Here is a 16,691-nt window from a genome sequence, read left to right on the forward strand (position 1 = left end):
GCGGCGCTCGATCCGCCCGCCCACCAGGGTCGCGATGCCGGCGGAATCATAGCCGCGATACTCCAGGCGCTTCAGCGCCTCGACCAGGCGGCCGGCGACCGGCTTGGTCCCGACGATGCCGACAATGCCGCACATTCAGCTCTTCTCCCGCTCACGTTTGGCCTTTTCGGCCCGTTTCCTCTCACGATAGGCGGGGGCCCAGCCGGGCTTGTCCTCCTGCCGGGCGCGGCCGATCGCCAGCGAATCCGGCGCCACGTCGCGGGTGATGACGCTGCCGGCGGCGATATTCGCCCCGTCGCCGACCGTCAGCGGCGCCACCAGCACGGTGTCCGAGCCGATGAAAACCTCGGCCCCGATGCTGGTGCGGAACTTGTTGTAGCCGTCGTAGTTCGAGACGATGGTCCCGGCGCCGATGTTGGTTTTGGCGCCGACCGAGACGTCGCCGAGATAGGTCAGGTGGTTGGCCTTGGCGCCGGCCGCGAGGTCGGCGGCCTTCAGCTCGACGAAATTGCCGACATGCGCCCCCTCGCCCACCGTGGTGGTCGGCCGCAGCCGGGCGAAGGGCCCGATGCGGGCGCCGGTGCGGATCGTCGCCCCTTCGATATGGCTGAAGCCCAGGATCTCGACCCTGTCCTCGACCGTGACGCCGGGGCCGAAGAAGGTCGACGGCCCGATCACCACGTCGCGCCCGATCCTGGTGTCGGACGAGAACCACACCGTCTTGGGGTCGACCAGGGTGGCGCCCTCGATCATGGCGCGGCGGCGCAGCCGGTCCTGCAGGATGGCCTCGGCGTCGGCCAGCTCGACCCGCGAATTGATGCCCAGCACCTCGTCGGGATCGCCCTCGACCACGCTGCAGGCCCAGCCGCGGGCGCGGGCGGCGGCCACCGTGTCGGTCAGGAAGAACTCGCCCTTGGCGTTGCCGTCGCGCAGCGCCGCGATCAGCTCCGGCAGCCGGCGGCCGTCGAAGGTCATGATGCCGGCATTGCACAGGCCGATGCCGCGCTCGACCTCATCGGCCTCGGAGAATTCGACGATGCGGTCCAGCCCGCCCTGGCCGGACAGCACCAGCCGGCCGTACTGGGCCGGGTCCGCGGGGCGCATGCCCAACACCACGACCGCCGGGTCGGCGGCGGCGCGGCGGGCCTCGATCAGCCGCTCCAGCGTCGCCGGGGACAGCAGCGGGGTGTCGCCGAACAGGACGATGACGTCGCCCTCGAAACCCGCGATCGCCGGCAGCGCGGCCCGCACCGCGTCGCCGGTGCCCTTCTGGGCGGGCTGGATCACGGTGGGGACCGGGGCGACGCTCCTGGCCACCGCATCCATGCCCGGGCCGACCACGACCACGATCCGCTCCGGCGACAGCGCCTGGGCGGCGGCGACGACATGGCCCAGCATCGACCGGCCGGCGATCTCATGCATCACCTTGGGCCGGTCGGACTTCATCCGGGTGCCCTTGCCGGCGGCGAGGATCAGGCAGGCGACAGCACTCACTTGGCTCGGGCTCCAGCGTCACGGGATCGCGCATAGTGGTCTGCCACGGTGATCGGCAAACCGGAATTCAATTATTGTTTCGCCGGGTTACGCCCTGCGACGGCACCCATCGGCCAGGGGATCAGGAGGCGCCGGCCGCAACCGCCCGCAGATGCACAATGACGCGACCCCAGGGGGATTCGCTCTCGATCCGCACCGGCACCGCCGGCAGGTTGCCGCCGGGCGATGCCAGCCAGGTCGTGATCACCCGCTGGTCCGGCGCCCGCGAGGTGCGCTGCAGGTATTCGGTCGGTTTGGCGTTGCGCCGCTCGTCGCCGAAGTTGAAGTCGCCGACCATCGGGGTCAGCGAGATGGTGCAGCGCTGGGCCTGGCCGCCATACATCCCCTGCTCCGCCTTATCCAGCATCACCGTGCCGCCATCGGCCAGATCGGCGCGGTACAGCCGGCGGCCGTCGAACACCGGGACCTGGCCGGTGCAGGCGGCGGCGCCGACATGCATGGCCTGCAGGATCGAGACCACGCCGCTCATCGGGTCCAGGGCGTGGACCAGCTGCTGCGGCGGGATGGCCTGCTCGCGCTTGGGCTTGGTGCTCGGCACGATCTCGACATCCATCTTGCCGCCGCCGAGGAAGGTGATGGTGGTGGTCTTGTCGCTGTCGCCGTTGATGCGCTGCACCACGTTGCGGGCCGGCTGCACCCGCGGCCCGTCCACCGCCCCGCTCGACCGCACGTTCGAGCGCCAGTCGCTGAAGGCGGCGGCGATGCCGACGACATGGGCCGACAGGTCGACGTCGTAGCGGTCGGCGCCGAGGGCCAGGCCCGATTCCACCTCGAGCATGCGCAGGCCGCCGACATAGACGTCATAGGTCATGCGGGCCTGGGCGTCGGCCGCCAGGGCCGGCGCCGTGGCGGTCAAAGCGAGGGACGCGGCGGCGGCGAGGGTCGGAAACGCGCGGGGCATGCTGCCTCGATGATCGTTGCGGTGGCGTTCGTCAAACTGCAGAGAAACTGGGGCGCGATTGCGGCGATATCCAGGGGCCGGCCGTGAAACATCCTGGGCGTGGTCGGCGAACAGCCGGGATGATGCGCATCCTCTCAACCCTCCTCGCCGCCGCCCTGCTGGCAACCGCCGGTCTCCAGCCTGCGGGGGCAGCGCCGCCGCCGGAGGCCACGCCGTTGACCTTCCAGGCCAGCGACGGCGTGACGGTCCACGCCCGCTACTATCCCGCCGCGACCCCCAAGGCGCTGATCCTGCTGTTCCATCAGGCGGGATCGAGCAAGGACGAGTATGCGACGATCGCGCCGCGGCTGGCGGCGGCAGGATACAGCGCGCTCGCGGTCGACCAGCGGTCCGGCGGATCCCTGTTCGGGGTCAACGAGACCGCCGCCGGCCTGGGCCGCGACCCCGGCTACCTCGCCGCGAAGCAGGATCTGGAGGGTGCCCTGCGCTGGGGCGAGGCGCAGCACCAGCCTCTGGTCCTGTGGGGCAGCAGCTATTCGGCGGCGCTGGTCTTCCTGGTCGCGGCGGAGCATCCCGGGGCGGTGCGGGCCGTGCTCGCCTTCTCGCCGGGCGAATACCTGAACCCGTCGGACGCGGTCCGCCGGGCGTCGGCGCAGCTGCGCGCGCCGGTCTTCGTGACCTCGGCCCAGGATGCGGGAGAGATCGCCGCGGCCCGCGCCATCCTGGCGGCATCGCCGGCGCAGGTGAAGGTGCAGTATGTGCCGAGCCAGGGCGGCGTCCACGGCTCGTCGACGCTGATCGCAGCGCGCAATCCCGGCGGCGCGGAAGCGAACTGGCAGGCGGCGCTGGCCTTCCTGAAGGCTGCGCTGGGCTGAAGCGCCGCTGGGCGGCCTGCCGGCAGGGATGGGATCGACGATCGGGGAAGGAATGGTGGGCGCGACAGGGATTGAACCTGTGACCCCTCCCGTGTGAAGGGAGTGCTCTCCCGCTGAGCTACGCGCCCCCGCGTCGTCGGGGCCGCTTAAGTACGGGGCGGCGTCCCGGCTGTCAAGGCCGCAATGCGGCGGCCCGACTGTCTTTTCGTCAGGCCGCGCGGCGCTGTTCGATCGCGCTCTCGACCAGGTCGACGGCGGTGCGCAGCACCTCCGGCCCGGCCCCGGCGCGATGGGCGTTTTCGGCGATGTGGCGGCGGAAGGCGCGGGCGCCCGGCACCGCCTGGTACAGGCCCAGCAGGTGGCGGGTCATGGCGCCCAGCGGCGCGCCCTGCGAGCGCATCGCCTCGACATAGGGCAGGAACGCCTCGACGATCTCCTGGCGGCTGCGGACCGGCGCGTCGCTGTCGCCGAAGATCCGGCGGTCGGCCTCGGCCAGCATCCAGGGGTTCTGGTAGGCCTCGCGGCCGATCATCACGCCGTCGACCAGCGCCAGCTGCGCCTCGGCGGCGTCGAGCGAGGTGATGCCGCCGTTGATCGCGATGGTGAGGTGCGGGAAATCCCGCTTCAGCCGGTGCACCACATCGTAGCGCAGCGGTGGGATCTCGCGATTCTCCTTCGGGCTCAGCCCGCTCAGCCAGGCCTTGCGGGCATGCACCGTGAAGGTGTCGCAGCCGGCGGCGGCGATGGTGCCGATGAACTCGGCCAGCAGCTCGTAACTGTCGCGGTCGTCGATGCCGATGCGCGACTTCACCGTGACCGGCACGTCGCAGGCGGCGCGCATCGCCGAAACGCAGGCGGCGACGGTCGCCGGCTCCGCCATCAGGCAGGCGCCGAAACGGCCGGACTGCACCCGGTCGCTGGGGCAGCCGACATTGATGTTGATCTCGTCATAGCCGCGCTCGGCCCCGATCGCGGCGGACTTCGCCATCGCCTCGGGGTCGCTGCCGCCGAGCTGCAGCGCGACCGGATGCTCGGGCCCGGAAAAGCCCAGGATGCGGTCGCGGTCGCCATGCAGCACCGCGCCGGTGGTCACCATCTCGGTGTAGAGCAAAGCGTGGCGCGAGATCAGGCGCAGGAAAAACCGGCAATGCCGGTCCGTCCAGTCCATCATCGGCGCCACGGAGAGGCGGTGCGTGGGATTGCGCGGCATGGACGCAGTCTACTGTCAAACCGGCCGGAGCCAAGCCTTGGCCCCGGCCGTCATGGTTACCTTACCGGCCGGCGGGCGACCGGCGACGCATCGGCGCGGAGCCGCCGTCATTGGCCGGGGCCGCTACCTGGCGCGCCGGACGATCGGCGCCATGGCCCTGGTGCGACGGACGCTGGCCCTGCCCCTGATGACCATGGCCATGCGGGCGCTGGCCCTGGGGCCGCTGCCCCTGGCCATGCGGACGTTGGCCCTGGCCCTGCGGCCGGCCGCGGCTCTGGTTCTGGCGCGGGGCCGGACCGGCCCCACCCTGGCGGAACGGCACGGTCGAGCGGTAGGCGTGGTCCTCGACCACCGGAACCGGCTGGCGGATCAGCTTCTCGATGTCGCGCAGGAACGCCCGCTCCTCGACATCGCAGAACGAGATCGCCATGCCCTCGGCGCCGGCGCGCGCGGTGCGGCCGATACGGTGGACGTAGCTTTCCGGCACGTTCGGCAGCTCGAAGTTGACGACATGGGTGACGCCGTCGACATCGATGCCGCGGGCGGCGATGTCGGTGGCCACCAGCACCCGGACCTTGCCGTTGCGGAAGCCCAGCAGGGCCCGCTCGCGCTGGCTCTGCGACTTGTTGCCGTGGATGGCATCGGCGTTGATGCCGGCCTGGGTCAGCTGCTTGGCGACGCGGTCGGCGCCGTGCTTGGTGCGGGTGAACACCAGGACGCGGCGGATGGCCTCGTCACGCAGGATCTCGATCAGCAGCGAGCGCTTGTCGTCCTTCTCGACGAACATGACGCGCTGCTCGATCCGCTCGGCCGTGGTCGCGACCGGGGTCACCGCCACCTTGACCGGGTCGGTCAGCAGGCGGCCGGCGAGGTCGGCGATGTCGGTCGGCATGGTGGCCGAGAAGAACAGGCTCTGGCGCTTCGCCGGGATGGTGGCGACGATCTTCCGGATGGCATGGATGAAGCCCATGTCCAGCATCTGGTCGGCCTCGTCCAGGACGAAGACCTCGAGGTCGCTGAGCCGGATGGCGCCCTGGGACATCAGGTCCAGCAGGCGGCCCGGGGTGGCGACCAGGACGTCGACGCCCTGCGCCATGGTGCGGATCTGCGGGCCCATGCCGACGCCGCCGAACACGGTGGTGCGGGTCAGCGGCAGGTGGCGGCCGTAGACGCGGAAGCTCTCGGCGATCTGGCTGGCCAGCTCGCGGGTCGGGCTCAGCACCAGCACGCGGCAGCCGCGGCGCGGCGCGGTGCGCCGGTCGGCCATCAGGCGGTGCAGGATGGGCAGGGCGAAGGCGGCAGTCTTGCCGGTGCCGGTCTGGGCGACGCCCAGCAGGTCACGGCCCTGCATGAGATGGGGGATGGCCTGCGCCTGGATCGGCGTCGGCGTCTCGTAGTTCTCGGCGGTCAGCGCCTTAAGAAGGAGCGGATTGAGGCCGAGATCAGTGAAATTGGTCAAAAGGGTGCTTTCGGTAACGACGACGCCGAACCACCGACTCCGTGTGTACGGGCGTCGTGGGGAAGAGCGCGGGGTTGACGATGACGCCCCGCGCGATCTGGGCAGTCGGATGGATTCGATCGGGACCGACAGGACACATCCCCAAGGGGCGCGTTCACGCGATCGGTTGCCGACGGCTGCTTCTGCAGCGACCGGAATGTCGTTGCGCAGCGCACAAAAGTCAAGCCCCGCCGAGGGTTGCAATCCTGACCTGCGCTGCGCGACCGATTATTTCCGTTCGGTTTCGCTTGAGTGATAGCGCCAGCCATCGATTTTTCTTGCAGATAATCCCCGCCGCGCGGGACGCTCGACCCCATGAACGTCACTCTGCGCCAGATCGCCTATTTCACCGCGGTGGCCGAGGCCGGATCGGTCTCCGGCGGCGCCGCGGCGGTCGGCATCTCGCAATCGGCGATCACCGACGCGCTGAAGGCGCTGGAGGAGCAGACCGGCGCGCGCCTGTTCGAGCGCCACGCCCGCGGCGTGATCCTGACCTATCCCGGCCACCAGTTCCTGCGCCACGCCCGCGTCATCCTGGCCGCGGTGGCCGACGCCCAGAACGCGCTGAAGACCCTGCCCGAGGCGGTCCAGGGCACCCTGCCCCTCGGTGTCACCACCATGGTCTCCGGCTATTTCCTGGCCGACCTGCTGGCCCGGTTCCGCCGGGTGTTCCCCAACGTCACGGTGCAGGTGATCGAGGAGGAGCGCACCTATATCGAGCACCTGCTGATCAACGGCGAGATCACGGTCGCGGTGATGATCGTCTCGACCCTGGAGAACCGCGACGCGCTGGAGAGCGAGGTCCTGGTCCGCTCCGAAAGCCGGCTGTGGCTGCCGCCCGACCACCGCTTCATGGGGCGCGAGGCGATCCCGCTGGCCGAGATCGTCGGCGAGCCGCTGATCGCCCTGGCGGTGGACGAGATCGTTGAGGCCAGCGACCTGTTCTGGCGGGCCGCCGGGCTGATCCCGGAGCGGGTGCTGCGCACCGCCTCGGTCGAGGCCGTGCGCAGCCTGGTGGCGACCGGCGCCGGCGTCGCCATCCTGCCCGACATGGCCTACCGCCCGTGGTCGCTGGAAGGCGACCGGATCGAGGCGCGGCCGATCGCCGACCCGCTGCCGACGCTGGATGTCGGCGTGGTCTGGCGCCGCGGCTCGCCCCTCTCGGTCCAGGCCGAGACCTTCATCCAGGTGGCGCGGACGCACCCGGCTCCACGGCTGCGGTCGCTTTAGCCATCGGTTTTACCGATAGAAAATCAGGATATTTCATATTTCTCGCCATCCCGGCAACGGACCTACGCTTCTTCCCAACGACGTCGAACGAACAACGGGGAGAACAAGATGGGATCGCGTCTACGCCGGAGCCTGGCCCTGGGCAGCGCCCTGGCCGTGTTCTGCACCACCACCCTGGCCGTTGCCGCGCCGCTGACGGCGATCGGCGCGGGCGAAGGCCAGGTCGACATCGTCGCCTGGGCCGGCTACGTCGAGCGCGGCGACACCGACAAGGCCTATGACTGGGTCACCGGCTTCGAGAAGGAGACCGGCTGCAAGGTCAACGTCAAGATCGCCGGCACCTCGGACGAGATGGTGGCGCTGATGAACGAGGGCGGCTTCGACCTCGTCACCGCCTCCGGCGACGCCAGCCTGCGCCTGATCTACGGAAAGCGGGTGCAGGAGATCAACACCAACCTGGTCCCGAGCTGGAAGACCGTCGACAAGCGGCTGCAGGACGCGCCCTGGTTCACCGTCGACGGCAAGCATTACGGCGTGCCCTACCAGTGGGGGCCGAACGTGCTGGCCTACAACACCGAGGTGTTCAAGGAGCCACCGAAGAGCTGGAGCGTGGTGTTCGAGCCGCAGACCCTGCCCGACGGCAAGCCGAACAAGGGCCGGGTCGAGGCCTATGACGGGCCGATCTACATCGCCGACGCGGCGCTATACCTGATGAAGCACAAGCCCGAGCTGGGCATCAAGGACCCGTATCAGCTGAACGAGGAGCAGTACAAGGCGGCGACCGACCTGCTGCGCGGCCAGCGCCAGCTGGTGGTGCGCTACTGGCACGACGCCGCGGTGCAGGTCGACGACTTCATCAACGAGGGCGTGGTCGCCTCCTCGACCTGGCCGTTCCAGGTCAACCTGCTGAAATCGCAGAACAAGCCGATCGCCAGCGTCATCCCCGAGGAAGGCGCGACCGGCTGGGCCGACACCACCATGCTGCACGCCGACGCGGCGCATCCGAACTGCGCCTACAAGTGGATCGAGCATTCGCTGAACAAGAAGGCGCAGGGCGACCTGGCCGCCTGGTTCGGCTCGGTGCCGGTGGTGCCGGCGGCCTGCGAGGGCAACGAGCTGCTCGGCGCCGAGGGCTGCAAGGCCAACGGCTTCGACAATTTCGACAAGATCCACTTCTGGACCACGCCGCGCCAGCAATGCACCGACCATCCGGAAGGCTGCGTCCCGTATCTGCGCTGGACCACGGACTACATCGCCATCCTGGGCGGTAGATAGGTCCTAGAGCGGCGTTCCGGATCCTGGGACGCCGCTCCCACTCTTCTTCCGTCATCCCCGCGAAAGCGGGGATCTCAAAGGGACATCACCCGAAGAGATTCCCGCTTCCGCGGGAATGACGATGTGTATTGCGGCGGACAACGCTTCGCCATCCGCTCGCCTATCAGCAAGGCACGGCATACCCATGACCGACAGCAGCAGCGCCGTCCGCTTCGACCATGTCAGCCGCCATTTCGGGGCGGTGCGAGCGGTCAACGACGTCAGCTTCGAGATCCGCGACGGCGAGTTCTTCTCGATGCTCGGCCCCTCCGGCTCGGGCAAGACCACCTGCCTGCGCCTGATCGCCGGCTTCGAGCAGCCGACCGCGGGCCACCTGCTGCTGCACGGCCGCGACGTGTCCGCCACCCCGCCCTATGACCGCGACGTCAACACCGTGTTCCAGGACTACGCCCTGTTCCCGCATATGAGCGTTTGGGAGAACGTGGCCTACGGCCTGATGATCCGCCGGGTGCCCAAGGCCGAACGCCGCCGCCAGGCCGAGGCGATGCTCGGCATGGTCAAGCTCGGCGATTTCGCCGGGCGGCGGCCGGCCCAACTGTCCGGCGGCCAGCGCCAGCGCGTCGCCCTGGCCCGCGCCTTGGTCAACCGCCCCTCCGTCCTGCTGCTGGACGAACCGCTCGGCGCCCTCGACCTCAAGCTGCGCGAGGCGATGCAGGAGGAGCTGAAGGCGCTGCAGCGCCAGGTCGGCATCACCTTCGTCTATGTCACCCACGACCAAGGCGAGGCCCTGGCGATGAGCGACCGGGTGGCGGTGTTCAACCTCGGCCGGGTCGAGCAGATCGACACGCCGAGCGCGATCTACGACCGCCCGGCCACCGCCTTCGTCGCCGGCTTCGTCGGCGCCTCCAACATGGTCGACGCCGCTACCGCCGGAAAGCTGATGGGCCAGGACCGGGCCTTCGCCCTGCGGCCGGAGCGCATCCGCATCCTGGTCGACGGCCAGGCCGTGCCGGCGGATTCGGTCGAGGTCGCCGGCACGGTCGACGGCGTCAGCTTCCTCGGCGCCACCACCCGCTACCGCGTGGCGCTGGCGCCCGGCGGTGCCATCGATGTGATCGAATCCAACCTCGACACCGCGCCGAAATCACCCGGCGAGGCCGTGCGGCTGAGCTGGCGCCGCGACCACGCCCATCCGTTGGCGGACGTCGCGGCGCATCCGCAAGCGGATGTCGCGGCATGATCGCCGCCACCCTGCCCGCCCCGGCCGCGGACGGCTTCGGCCGCCGCGCCTCCCGCCTGCTGTACCGCAACGGCTGGCTGGTGCTGATCCTGCTGCTGGTGCCGCCGGTGCTGTGGCTCGGGGTGATCTATCTCGGCTCGCTGTTCGCGCTGCTGCTGCAGAGCTTCTATTCGGTCGACGGCTTCACCGGGATGATCGTTCCGGAATTCACCCTGTCGACCTATGGCGACCTGTTCACCGCCGCCAACATGGACATCGTGCTGCGCACGGCGACCATGGCGGCCGCCGTCACCGTGATCTGCGCCCTGATCGCCTTTCCGATCGCCTACTACGTCGCGCGCTACGCCCGCGGCCGGGCCAAGGCGGCGTTCTACATCGCGATCATGCTGCCGCTGTGGTCGAGCTACCTGGTCAAGGTCTATGCCTGGAAGCTGATCCTGGCCCGCGAGGGTGTGATCACCTGGCTGGCCGGCCAGCTGCACCTAACCTGGCTGCTGGACGGCATCCTGGCCCTGCCGGTGGTCGGCGGGCCGTCCCTGTCCAGCGCCTATATCGGCACCGCCCTGGTGTTCACCTACATCTGGCTGCCCTACATGATCCTGCCGCTGCAGGCGTCGCTGGAGCGGGTGCCGCGGTCGCTGACCGAAGCCTCGGCCGATCTCGGCGCCAGGCCCGGCCAGACCTTCCGCACCGTGATCCTGCCGCTGGCCTTCCCGGGCGTGGTCGCCGGATCGATCTTCACCTTCTCGCTGACGTTGGGCGACTACATCATCCCCGGCATCATCGGGTCGTCGCGGCCGTTCATCGGCCAGGTCGTTCTGCAGCTGCAGGGCACCGCCGGCAACGTGCCCCTGGCCGCCGCCTTCACCGTGGTGCCGATCGTGATCATGGGCATCTACCTCACCGCGGCGAAACGCCTGGGGGCCTTCGATGCGCTCTGATGCCAAGGGCAAGGTCACCAGCGGCATCCGCGCCCCGCACGGGCTGCGGCTGGCGGCGCTCGGCGGCATCCTGTTCCTGCACCTGCCGCTGCTGTTCATCCTGCTCTACGCCTTCTCCAGCGACGAGAAGACCTTCCAGTTCCCGCCGCCGGACCTGACGCTGCACTGGTTCGGCGTGGCCTGGTTCGAGCGGCCGGACATCTGGGCGGCGCTGGGGCTGTCGGTCCGGGTGGCGGCGATGTCGACGCTGCTCGCCATCGTGCTGGGCACCTGCGCCGCGGCGGCCGTCTGGCGCAGCAAATTCTTCGGGCGCGAGACGCTGTCGCTGCTGATCATCCTGCCGATCGCCCTGCCCGGCATCATCACCGGCATCGCCCTGCGCTCGGCCTATGCGCTGCTGGAGATCCCGTTCAGCTTCTGGACCATCGTCATCGGCCACGCCACCTTCTGCATCGTCGTGGTCTACAACAACGTGCTGGCCCGGTTCCGCCGCACCTCCGGCTCGCTGATCGAGGCGTCGATGGACCTCGGCGCCGACGGGTTCCAGACCTTCCGCCACGTGGTGCTGCCGAACATCGCCACCGCGCTGCTGGCCGGCGGCATGCTGGCCTTCGCGCTGAGCTTCGACGAAGTCATCGTCACCACCTTCACCGCCGGGCAGCAGCAGACCCTGCCGATCTGGATGCTGACCGAGCTGATCAAGCCGCGGCAGCGGCCGGTGACCAATGTCGTCGCCATCATCGTCATCGTCGTCACCTTCCTGCCGATCCTCGGCGCCTACTACCTGACCCGCGACACCCACGATTTTTCCGGCTCCGGCAAGTAAGACCGGACCGCCCCTTCAAGGGAGACCATTCCATGGACATCGAGCTTCTGATCGACGGCGCCCTGGTCAAGGGCGAGGGCCCGGCCGAGAAGGTCCTGAATCCGGCCACCGGCAAGCTGGTGGTCGATGTGCCGGAGGCCTCGCAGGCCCAGCTCAACGCCGCCGTCGCCGCCGCCGCGCGGGCCTTCGACAGCTGGTCGCAGACCACCCCGGCCCAGCGCGCGGGGCATCTGCTCAAGCTGGCCGACGCGATCGAGCGCGACGCCGAGACCTATGCCCGGCTGGAATCGCTGAACTGCGGCAAGCCCTACGCCCGGGTGCTGGAGGACGAGATCCCGGCGATCGTCGACACCTTCCGCTTCTTCGCCGGCGCCACCCGCTGCCTGACCGGGTCGGCCGCCGGGGAATACGTCGCCAACCACACCAGCATGATCCGGCGCGACCCGATCGGCGTGGTCGGGTCGATCGCGCCGTGGAACTACCCGCTGATGATGCTGGCCTGGAAGGTCGCCCCGGCGCTGGCCGCCGGCAACACCGTGGTGATGAAGCCGTCGGAGCAGACGCCGCTGACCGCGCTGCGCCTGGCCCGCACCTTGGCCGAGATCTTCCCCAAGGGCGTGATCAACATCGTCGCCGGCCGCGGCGAGACCGTGGGCGCCGGGCTGACCAGCCACCCGCAGGTCCGCATGGTGTCGCTGACCGGCGACATCGCCACCGGCCAGAAGGTGCTGCAATCCGCGGCCAAGACCCTGAAGCGCACCCATCTCGAGCTCGGCGGCAAGGCGCCGGTGCTGGTGTTCGACGACGCCGACCTCGAGGCGGTGGTGGCGGGCGTGCGCGCCGGCGGCTTCTACAATGCCGGCCAGGACTGCACCGCCGCCTGTCGGGTCTATGCCGGGCCCAAGATCTACGACCGCCTGGTGGCCGACCTGGCCAGCGCCGTCTCCACCCTGAAATACGGCGCGCCGGACGATGCCGCGAGCGAGATCGGGCCGCTGATCAGCGAGCGCCAGCGCGAGCGGGTGGCCAGCTTCGTCGAGCGCGCGGCGGCGCAGAAGCACACCGAGATCCTGGCCGGCGGCGGCAAGGCCGAGGGCGGCGGCTTCTTCTTCAAGCCGACCCTGGTGGCCGGCGCGCTGCAGACCGACGAGATCGTGCGCAAGGAGGTGTTCGGCCCGGTGGTCTCGGTCACCCGCTTCGACGACCCGGACGCCGCGATCGCCTGGGCCAATGACAGCGACTACGGCCTCGCCTCCTCGGTCTGGACCAGCAATGTGAAGACGGCGCTGAAGACCTCGGCCCGGCTGCAGTATGGCTGCGTCTGGGTCAACGCCCACTTCACCCTGACCGCCGAGATGCCGCATGGCGGGCTGAAGATGTCCGGCTACGGCAAGGACATGTCGATGTACGGGCTGGAGGACTACACCGTGCTGCGGCACGTGATGATGAACTTCAGCTGACCCAACTCCGCCCTCCACTCCTTGTCATTGCCCGGCTTGACCGGGCAATCCAGGGGCCACACAGAGCCGCTTTGGCCGCCCTGGATGCCACGGTCAAGCCGTGGCATGACAGAATAGGGCGTGGGGAACCGGACTTGCGGCACGCGGCTTGGCCTCGGGGGCCGGACGCGGTAGGGTCCGCGCCCCGCAACATCCGGCTGTCCCCTTGCCCCAGTCCATCACCATCATCGGCGGCGGCCCCGCCGGGCTGATCGCCGCGCAGCGCCTGGCCGAGGCTGGGCGGCGCGTCACCGTCTACGACCGCATGCCGACGGTGGGTCGGAAGTTCCTGATGGCCGGGCGCGGCGGGCTGAACCTGACCCATTCCGAGCCGCTGGACCAGTTCGTCACCCGCTATGGGACCGCCCGGGCGTGGATGGAGCCGCTGGTCCGCGCCTTCACCCCAGACGACCTGCAGGCGTGGAGCCACGACCTCGGCATCCCGACCTTCGTCGGGTCGAGCGGGCGGGTGTTCCCGCAGAGCCTGAAGGCCTCGCCGCTGCTGCGCGCCTGGCTGCGCCGGCTCGACAGCCTCAATGTGACATTCAACACCCGGCACGAGTGGACGGGGCTGACCGATGACGGCCGGCCGGTGCTGCACGGGCCGGAGGGCGAGGCCCCGGTCGAGGCCGACGCCACCATCCTGGCGCTGGGCGGCGCCAGCTGGCCGCGCCTCGGCGGCACCGGCGCCTGGGCCCCGGTCCTGGCGGCGCGCGGCGTGGCGATCACGCCCCTGGCCCCGGCCAATGGCGGCTTCGACATCGCCTGGTCGAGCCATCTGCGCGACCGCTTCGCCGGCACGCCGCTGAAGCGCATCGCCCTGTCCTTCGCCGGACGCATGGTGCGAGGCGAGGCGGTGATCACCGCAAGCGGCATCGAGGGCGGCGCCGTCTACGCCCTCGGGCCCGAACTGCGCGAGGCGATCGGGCGCGAGGGCAGTGCAACCCTGGTGCTCGACCTGAGACCCGACATGAGCCTGGCCGAGGCCTCGGAACGGCTGGGCCACACCGGCAGCAGCGACAGCGCCCCGAACCGGCTGCGCCGCGCCCTGTCACTCCCCGGCTGGGCCTATCCGCTGCTGCGCGAGGGCTTCCCGCCCGACGCTCTGGCGACGCCGGAGGCACTGGCTGCGGCGATCAAGGCGGTGCCGCTGCGCCTGACCGGCATCCGGCCGCTGGACCGCGCCATCTCGACCGCCGGCGGCATCCGGGCCGAGGCGCTGACGCCGGCCCTGGAGCTGCGCGCCCTGCCCGGCCTCTACGCCTGCGGCGAGATGCTGGACTGGGAGGCGCCGACCGGCGGCTACCTGCTGCAGGGCTGCTTCGCCACCGGCGTCGCGGTCGCCCGGTCTCTGATCGGCTGATCCCTCTGCGACGGGCCGGCGGCGGGTAGCACCGGCGCAACCTGCTCGACAGGGACGGGATCACCTCTCTAGCGTGGCGCAGCAGCGACCTTGGGAGCACCGCCATGACCGATCCGATCCTGACCGAAACCAACGGTCCGGCCATGACCATCCGGCTGAACCGGCCGGAGAAGAAGAACGCCATCAACATGACGATGTACCAGGGCCTGACGGAGGCGCTGCAGAAGGCCGCGGCGGACCCGGCGGTGCGCCTGGTCATCCTGCGCGGCGGCGACGACTTCTCCGCCGGCAACGACATCGCCGACTTCCTCGCCACCGGCGGCGAGACCGGGCTGCGGCCGGTGCTGGACTTCTTCGACGCGCTTGCCGCCTTTCCCAAGCCGCTGGTCGCCGGGATCCGCGGCGCCGCGATCGGCATCGGCACCACCATGCTGCTGCATTGCGACGTGGTGCTGGCCACGCCCTCGGCCCGGTTCCAGCTGCCCTTCGTCCAGCTCGGCCTGGTGCCGGAGGCGGCGTCCACCCTGCTGCTGCCCGCAGCCGCCGGCCGGCTGAAGGCCTCCTGGTGGCTGCTGACCGGCGAGGGCTTCGGCGCCGAGGCGGCGCTGGCCGCCGGGCTGATCACCCGGCTGATCGCCGAGACCACGCTGGATGCCGAGCTCACCGCCGTGGCGGCGCGGCTGGCCGCCCTGCCGCCGGCGGCGCTGCGCCAGACCAAGGCGCTGCTGCGGGCGCCGCACCAGGCCGCGGTGCGCGAGGCCATGACCCTGGAGGTCGAGGCCTTCGGCGCCCAGCTGAAATCCGCCGAGGCCAAGGAAGCCTTCACCGCCTTCCTGGAGAAGCGGAAGCCGGATTTCAGCCGCTTCGATTAGAGCGGGTTGCTCAGGCTGGTTTCGCATACGCGAACCCAGCCTGAGCCCCGTAGCACCACGCCCTACAGCAGCCCGCGCTTGGCCAGGCTTGCCATCAGCGCCCGGGCGCCGAACTGCCAGGGCGCGATCTTGTCGGTGTGGTTCACCCGGTTGACCAGCATGCCGAGCGTCGGCGTCGAGATGGTGACGATGTCGCCGATCTTGTGGGTGAAACCCATGCCCGGCGCGTCGCGGTCGTCGGTCGGCGCGAACATGGTGCCGAGGAACAGCACCGCCCCGTCCGGGTACTGATGGTTCGGGCCCAGCAGCTGGCCGGCGAGGTCGAGCGGGTCGCGGCTGATCTTGGAGATCGAGCTGTGGCCCTTGAGCGTGTAGCCCTCGGGCCCATGCACCGCCATCGCCAGGTCGGCCTTGCGGATGTCGTCGATGCCGAAGCCGCCGTCGAACAGCCGGATGAAGGGACCGATCGCGGAGGAGGCGTTGTTGTCCTTGGCCTTGCCGAGCAGGAGGGCACTGCGGCCCTCGAGGTCGCGCAGGTTGACGTCGTTGCCGAGCGTCGCGCCGACAACGGTGCCGCTCGGCGCCACCACCAGCACGATCTCGGGCTCGGGGTTGTTCCAGGTCGAGATCGGGAGGATGCCGATCTCGGCGCCGAGGCCAACCGAGGACATCGGCTGGCTCTTGGTGAAGATCTCGGCATCCGGGCCGATGCCGACCTCGAGATACTGCGACCAGGCGTTCTGGGACAGCAGCACGTCCTTGATCCGCTGCGCCTCGGCCGAGCCGGGGCGGATGGCGGCGAGGTCGTCGCCGATGATCGAGACGATGCGCTGGCGGATGGCGTCGGCCTTGGTGGCGTCGCCGCGCGCCTGCTCCTCGATCACCCGCTCCAGCATCGAGGCGACGAAGGTGACGCCGGCGGCCTTGACCGCCTGCAGGTCGACCGGGGCCAGCGGCCAGGGCTTCGACGCGTCGCGGCTGGTCTCGTCGGCATTGGCCAGCAGGTCGGCGATGCTGCCGATCGCCGGGCCGTCGGACTTGGCCAGCGCCACCGGGTCGGCGGCGGAGATCAGGTCGGTGATGGTCGGCGCCGCGCGGGTGATGTCGATCACCTGACCGCCGCGCAGGGCGACCACGGCCGGCCCCTCCACCTGCGGCAGCCAGACCCGGCCGACCAGCGTGGCGCGATCGGCATCCGCCGGCAGGCTGGCCGCGACCGAGATGTACTGCTTCATGGATGTCCCTTCCCGCTTCTCTTCCGGGCTTGTCTCGCAAGCGTCGGTTGACCGCAAATCACCAGTTTTAAGCTGTCATGCCACGGCTTGACCGTGGCATCCAGGGGCGGCCGGAGCGGCTCTTGGTGGCCCCTGGATTGCCCGGTCAAGCCGGGCAATGACAAAGAAAGTG

14 protein-coding genes and 1 tRNA gene are annotated in these 16,691 nt (G+C 70.0%); 9 read left to right on the plus strand and 6 right to left on the minus strand.

The features are described 5' to 3' along the window. Positions 1-135 precede the first annotated feature (135 nt). Positions 136-1,494, minus strand: coding sequence for a bifunctional UDP-N-acetylglucosamine diphosphorylase/glucosamine-1-phosphate N-acetyltransferase GlmU (gene glmU / locus E9232_RS35595; RefSeq protein ID WP_309802227.1), 1,359 nt, complete (start codon positions 1,492-1,494; stop codon positions 136-138). A gap of 121 nt (positions 1,495-1,615) precedes the next feature. Further along, positions 1,616-2,455, minus strand: coding sequence for a DUF3108 domain-containing protein (locus tag E9232_RS35600; RefSeq protein WP_309802229.1), 840 nt, complete (start codon positions 2,453-2,455; stop codon positions 1,616-1,618). A gap of 119 nt (positions 2,456-2,574) precedes the next feature. On the opposite strand from E9232_RS35600, the gene E9232_RS35605 reads away from it, so the two are divergent. Then, positions 2,575-3,330 (plus strand): alpha/beta hydrolase, encoded by a 756-nt coding sequence (locus tag E9232_RS35605; protein WP_309802230.1) that lies wholly within the window; start codon positions 2,575-2,577, stop codon positions 3,328-3,330. Positions 3,331-3,383: 53 nt separating this feature from the next. Here E9232_RS35605 and E9232_RS35610 read toward each other — a convergent pair. The 3 genes from E9232_RS35610 to E9232_RS35620 form a co-directional block, all read right to left on the minus strand. Next, positions 3,384-3,458: transfer RNA gene (locus E9232_RS35610), tRNA-Val, on the minus strand. A gap of 80 nt (positions 3,459-3,538) precedes the next feature. Beyond that, on the minus strand, positions 3,539-4,540 hold the full coding sequence (gene dusA, locus E9232_RS35615) for a tRNA dihydrouridine(20/20a) synthase DusA (RefSeq protein WP_309802231.1): 1,002 nt from the start codon (positions 4,538-4,540) through the stop codon (positions 3,539-3,541). 61 nt (positions 4,541-4,601) lie between these two features. Next, on the minus strand, positions 4,602-5,999 hold the full coding sequence (locus tag E9232_RS35620; RefSeq protein ID WP_309802233.1) for a DEAD/DEAH box helicase: 1,398 nt from the start codon (positions 5,997-5,999) through the stop codon (positions 4,602-4,604). 354 nt (positions 6,000-6,353) lie between these two features. On the opposite strand from E9232_RS35620, the gene E9232_RS35625 reads away from it, so the two are divergent. The 8 genes from E9232_RS35625 (at position 6,354) to E9232_RS35660 (ending at position 15,284) form a co-directional block, all read left to right on the plus strand. Then, complete coding sequence (locus tag E9232_RS35625; protein ID WP_309802235.1) at positions 6,354-7,268, plus strand: LysR family transcriptional regulator; 915 nt, start codon at positions 6,354-6,356, stop codon at positions 7,266-7,268. A 108-nt stretch (positions 7,269-7,376) separates the two neighbouring features. Then, positions 7,377-8,543 carry an ABC transporter substrate-binding protein gene (locus E9232_RS35630; protein WP_309802236.1) on the plus strand — a complete coding sequence of 389 codons (1,167 nt, stop codon included), beginning with the start codon at positions 7,377-7,379 and terminating at the stop codon, positions 8,541-8,543. A gap of 184 nt (positions 8,544-8,727) precedes the next feature. Then, positions 8,728-9,783 (plus strand): ABC transporter ATP-binding protein, encoded by a 1,056-nt coding sequence (locus tag E9232_RS35635; protein ID WP_309802237.1) that lies wholly within the window; start codon positions 8,728-8,730, stop codon positions 9,781-9,783. Next, on the plus strand, positions 9,780-10,724 hold the full coding sequence (locus tag E9232_RS35640; RefSeq protein WP_309802240.1) for an ABC transporter permease: 945 nt from the start codon (positions 9,780-9,782) through the stop codon (positions 10,722-10,724). The genes E9232_RS35635 and E9232_RS35640 overlap by 4 nt, the downstream gene beginning before the upstream one ends. Next, positions 10,714-11,550, plus strand: a complete 837-nt coding sequence (locus tag E9232_RS35645; protein ID WP_309802242.1) for an ABC transporter permease — start codon at positions 10,714-10,716, stop codon at positions 11,548-11,550. The genes E9232_RS35640 and E9232_RS35645 overlap by 11 nt, the downstream gene beginning before the upstream one ends. Before the next feature lie 32 nt (positions 11,551-11,582). After that, a complete protein-coding gene (locus E9232_RS35650; RefSeq protein WP_309802244.1) occupies positions 11,583-13,010 on the plus strand; it encodes a gamma-aminobutyraldehyde dehydrogenase in 1,428 nt (475 codons plus the stop codon). Positions 13,011-13,215: 205 nt separating this feature from the next. After that, positions 13,216-14,412, plus strand: a complete 1,197-nt coding sequence (locus E9232_RS35655) for a BaiN/RdsA family NAD(P)/FAD-dependent oxidoreductase (protein ID WP_309802245.1) — start codon at positions 13,216-13,218, stop codon at positions 14,410-14,412. A 104-nt stretch (positions 14,413-14,516) separates the two neighbouring features. Continuing rightward, on the plus strand, positions 14,517-15,284 hold the full coding sequence (locus E9232_RS35660; RefSeq protein ID WP_309802246.1) for an enoyl-CoA hydratase-related protein: 768 nt from the start codon (positions 14,517-14,519) through the stop codon (positions 15,282-15,284). A 62-nt stretch (positions 15,285-15,346) separates the two neighbouring features. Here E9232_RS35660 and E9232_RS35665 read toward each other — a convergent pair whose 3' ends face one another. Next, positions 15,347-16,519: a fumarylacetoacetate hydrolase family protein gene (locus E9232_RS35665; RefSeq protein WP_309802247.1), complete on the minus strand. Its 1,173-nt coding sequence runs from the start codon at positions 16,517-16,519 to the stop codon at positions 15,347-15,349. Positions 16,520-16,691: the final 172 nt, after the last annotated feature.

Source organism: Inquilinus ginsengisoli, assembly GCF_031453975.1.
GTDB classification, from domain to species: Bacteria; Pseudomonadota; Alphaproteobacteria; order DSM-16000; family Inquilinaceae; genus Inquilinus; species Inquilinus ginsengisoli_A.